This is a genomic window from Massilia sp. CT11-108 (assembly GCF_047302915.1).
GTDB lineage: Bacteria > Pseudomonadota > Gammaproteobacteria > Burkholderiales > Burkholderiaceae_D > Telluria > Telluria orientalis.
Window position 1 is genome coordinate 1 of the sequence record NZ_JBKYMO010000596.1, and the last position, 3,036, is coordinate 3,036.

Sequence of the window (3,036 nt, forward strand, 5' to 3'; positions counted from 1 at the left end):
GCCCACCCGCATCGGTCATCTCCCGCGGCATCCCCAGATGGTCCGTATGCAAATGCCGCAGCTCGGCCCGCGCCGCGCCCTCCCGACCAGCGACAGCATCCATCCGCGCCAGCGGCACAAACGCATCCTCGCCATACACGCACGTCCGCGAATGACTCCCGCACTGCTCGCTGAAACAAGCCATCATGAGTCATGAGCCACAATTCGTTTCCCAAGAAACTCATAAAAATTCTCTGCATACAGAATGTGCTCTCCCGACGGAAGCCTGAGATATATCGAACATTCGCCGTCTTTGAAATTCATATAGTCAAAGAAGAAAACTTCGCCAAGATCAGTTTCGCTAATGACAAGTTTTGAATCATCAAGCAAGCCAGCCTTGCGATTCATTAAGTGGCGAAAAACTATGTCTCCCCCATTAGCCGACTCGAAAGGAATTCCGTAAATGCTATAAATCTCTTCCCCTCCGACTTCACCGCCTGCATATCGTTTGAGAAACCATTTATATGATTCCGGCAATTTGCGGTTTAGTGCATTTTCTGCATTTGCCAGCCATTCATCCTCGACCGCATCGGACGATAATCCAAAATTAATGATCGACTGATGGGCCGCGATCAATTCCTCAACTCCCGCTGCTGTTAAAGGTGTACTCACAATCTGTTGTGCCCCATACCCCTCGGATCTCCCCGCTCTGCACATAGTTTGAGAAACCATTTGTACAATCGTGGCAACTCACGATTTAGCTTTTCTTCCGCCTTCATAAGCCATTCATCGTTGACCGCATCAGAGGGTAACCCAAAATTAATTACCGATTGATGGGCAGCAACTAATTGTTCCACCTCTGCCGCTGCCAAAGAGACCATTATCGTCGTCATGCAACTTCGTCGAGTTCGCAAGCTTCGACTTGGCGCCCAATGACGTAGCACTGTCCGTCCTCGCGCACTTCATCCAGGGAGCTCGGATCGCCAGCCAGACTGTAATCGCCGTCAATATCAATACACCACAAATCTCCAAAGTTAAGCAGTTTCACTCCGGAGGATATGGAATTAAATTGATTTCCCTTAACTTTTGCAACGAGCTCCTCGACGTCTCCAACCACCACTTTAACCTTGCGCCAAACGTTGCCGTCCAGCTTATGATTTCGAGCGTAAAGAACTATTTCTGCAGCGAGCGGCTCGTTAGATGTGTAAAAGTACCTGAACGATAAAATTAGACCGTCGTCAAAACGCCCATCCTGGCACTCAAGCAATAGCAGAAGAAACGGCCGGAACTATTCGTCAAGCGCATCTACGATCAAACGGGACTCGACACTTTGCGTCTTTCTGTTACGGCCTCAGCAACGATGCGCAAGAATGGAGTCCAGTCGCAGACGTGCGCCGTCCTGCAGAACTTCGCTGATATTGCTTTTTTCACGCACGCATTCGACAACCATTTTTGCGAGATTATTGGACGCAACGTCTTCGAAAACAAACTCCAATAGCCCACTCATTAGTCAATAAATCCTGCTGCATGCTCGGCGGCTTGCATGATTATGACATAACCTGCAATGCTGCTCCGGGCACAAATTCTTCGCACACATATACATGGATGGGACTTTCGCCAAAACTCCATTCAATGATCGACTTGATTTCATTCCAGTCACCCCCTCCCAATCCAGCACCAATGCGCGGCATATAAATTTCAGAAATTTCGGCATCGGTTAGAAGTTTCTTTAATCGAGTCATCGAAATTTTTATGGCTGAAACGTCAGCCTTTGACCTCCAGATCCTTTGCGTTCCCAAGTTGTATATTCTGGTCGCACCGTCAGTCCACTCAAAGACATCGCCTAGAACGAAGGCACCAGTCTTGCATAATTCTCGATACCGTGCGTACATCAATGGCCATTTTTCACGAAATGTAACGGCAATGCCTTTCCCCATTGCGCCAGCACAGTTACAACCGTGCGCAAATGCTTGAGGCGAGCTCACTGCAAATATATCGCCTTTGCAAAATATGACGGTCACTGCTTTTTTCCTTCAGCCCAAATTCTCTCAAATGTTTCTCGATCCAATTCTTCCGCCTCTTGATCCGATTCATCAAATTCTGGCTGATCAGTAAAAGGATAATCTTCACTATACTGAGATCCAGGTTCAGCCCAATAAATTTCGGAACCAAACACATCGATTTGCCGAGTGATTAAGTTCTCGGGCGACACCTCGCAATAGAACTTCCCCACTTCACCCTTAAGCGATTCAGAGTAGAAACAATAGTACCGCATCAAAATGTCCTTCCTGTCCGTACGATACGACCCGTCAAATCCATGTCATTTTTGTTCAGTATAAATTGAACATGTTCGCGGAATTCTGTGCCGGATGAATTAAGACCTTGCCTAACCGGAAGACCGGTAATGTCGATCTCAACAAAATTCGTAAGTTTCCCCAACTTTCTAGGATCATTAAACAGGAATCGTGAAGCCTGTCCGCCTGAGATGACTCCATTACCTAGCTGCTCTGCCGACAGCTGCCCCACCGTGCGTGCCCCAACCATTTCTGGCGCCAAATCAGTGAGGTATTGCCCATCGCCGTAACGAGCATGTGTTACTCCTGTCGAAACCCGCAGTTCTTGTGAACTGATAATTCCCCGCATTCCTGCCTCATCAGTGTAATGAAACAGGGTTTGCCTGCCACCAGTATAAGCGGCGCTCGGCAGTCGATCTGCTCCGCCCGCAACTCGGAGACGATTTTATTCGCATCATTCGCGTTACTGGTCTTGCATGGACTTAGACCGAGCGGATCGACCGAGGCTGTTGGATTGGCAGAGTATGCGAAAGTGTTTGCCCCGCCAGACAATCCGATGGGATCAATCGAAACAAATCGCCCAATGTCCGGATCATAATAACGGGACCGGTTGTAATGCAAGCCCGTTTCGCTGTCGAAATACTGCCCCTGAAACCGAACAGGCTGTGCCTCCCCGATCTCATCGGGCGACACCACCTCCGGCGAATCCTGCTGCGCAACCTCAAGTACATTCCCCCACGCACGATACCGCGCAGCCCACACG

At 49.0% G+C, this 3,036-nt stretch carries 6 protein-coding genes; all 6 read right to left on the reverse strand.

Going from position 1 to position 3,036, the window contains the following annotated elements:
• Positions 1–183: 183 nt before the first annotated feature.
• Positions 184–651: an SMI1/KNR4 family protein gene (locus ACEN88_RS28005; protein ID WP_413344916.1), complete on the reverse strand. Its 468-nt coding sequence runs from the start codon at positions 649–651 to the stop codon at positions 184–186.
• Positions 648–872, reverse strand: a complete 225-nt coding sequence (locus ACEN88_RS28010; RefSeq protein ID WP_413344918.1) for a hypothetical protein — start codon at positions 870–872, stop codon at positions 648–650. The genes ACEN88_RS28005 and ACEN88_RS28010 overlap by 4 nt, the downstream gene beginning before the upstream one ends.
• 654 nt (positions 873–1,526) lie before the next feature.
• Complete coding sequence (locus ACEN88_RS28015; protein ID WP_413344919.1) at positions 1,527–2,000, reverse strand: macro domain-containing protein; 474 nt, start codon at positions 1,998–2,000, stop codon at positions 1,527–1,529.
• Positions 1,997–2,155, reverse strand: coding sequence for a hypothetical protein (locus ACEN88_RS28020; protein WP_156403799.1), 159 nt, complete (start codon positions 2,153–2,155; stop codon positions 1,997–1,999). Before ACEN88_RS28020 ends, ACEN88_RS28015 begins: the two co-directional genes overlap by 4 nt.
• Before the next feature lie 98 nt (positions 2,156–2,253).
• Positions 2,254–2,622, reverse strand: coding sequence for an HYD1 signature containing ADP-ribosyltransferase family protein (locus ACEN88_RS28025; RefSeq protein ID WP_413344921.1), 369 nt, complete (start codon positions 2,620–2,622; stop codon positions 2,254–2,256).
• A partial coding sequence (locus tag ACEN88_RS28030) for an RHS repeat-associated core domain-containing protein (protein ID WP_413344923.1) occupies positions 2,574–3,036 on the reverse strand: 463 nt, incomplete at its 5' end. The genes ACEN88_RS28030 and ACEN88_RS28025, both read right to left, overlap by 49 nt.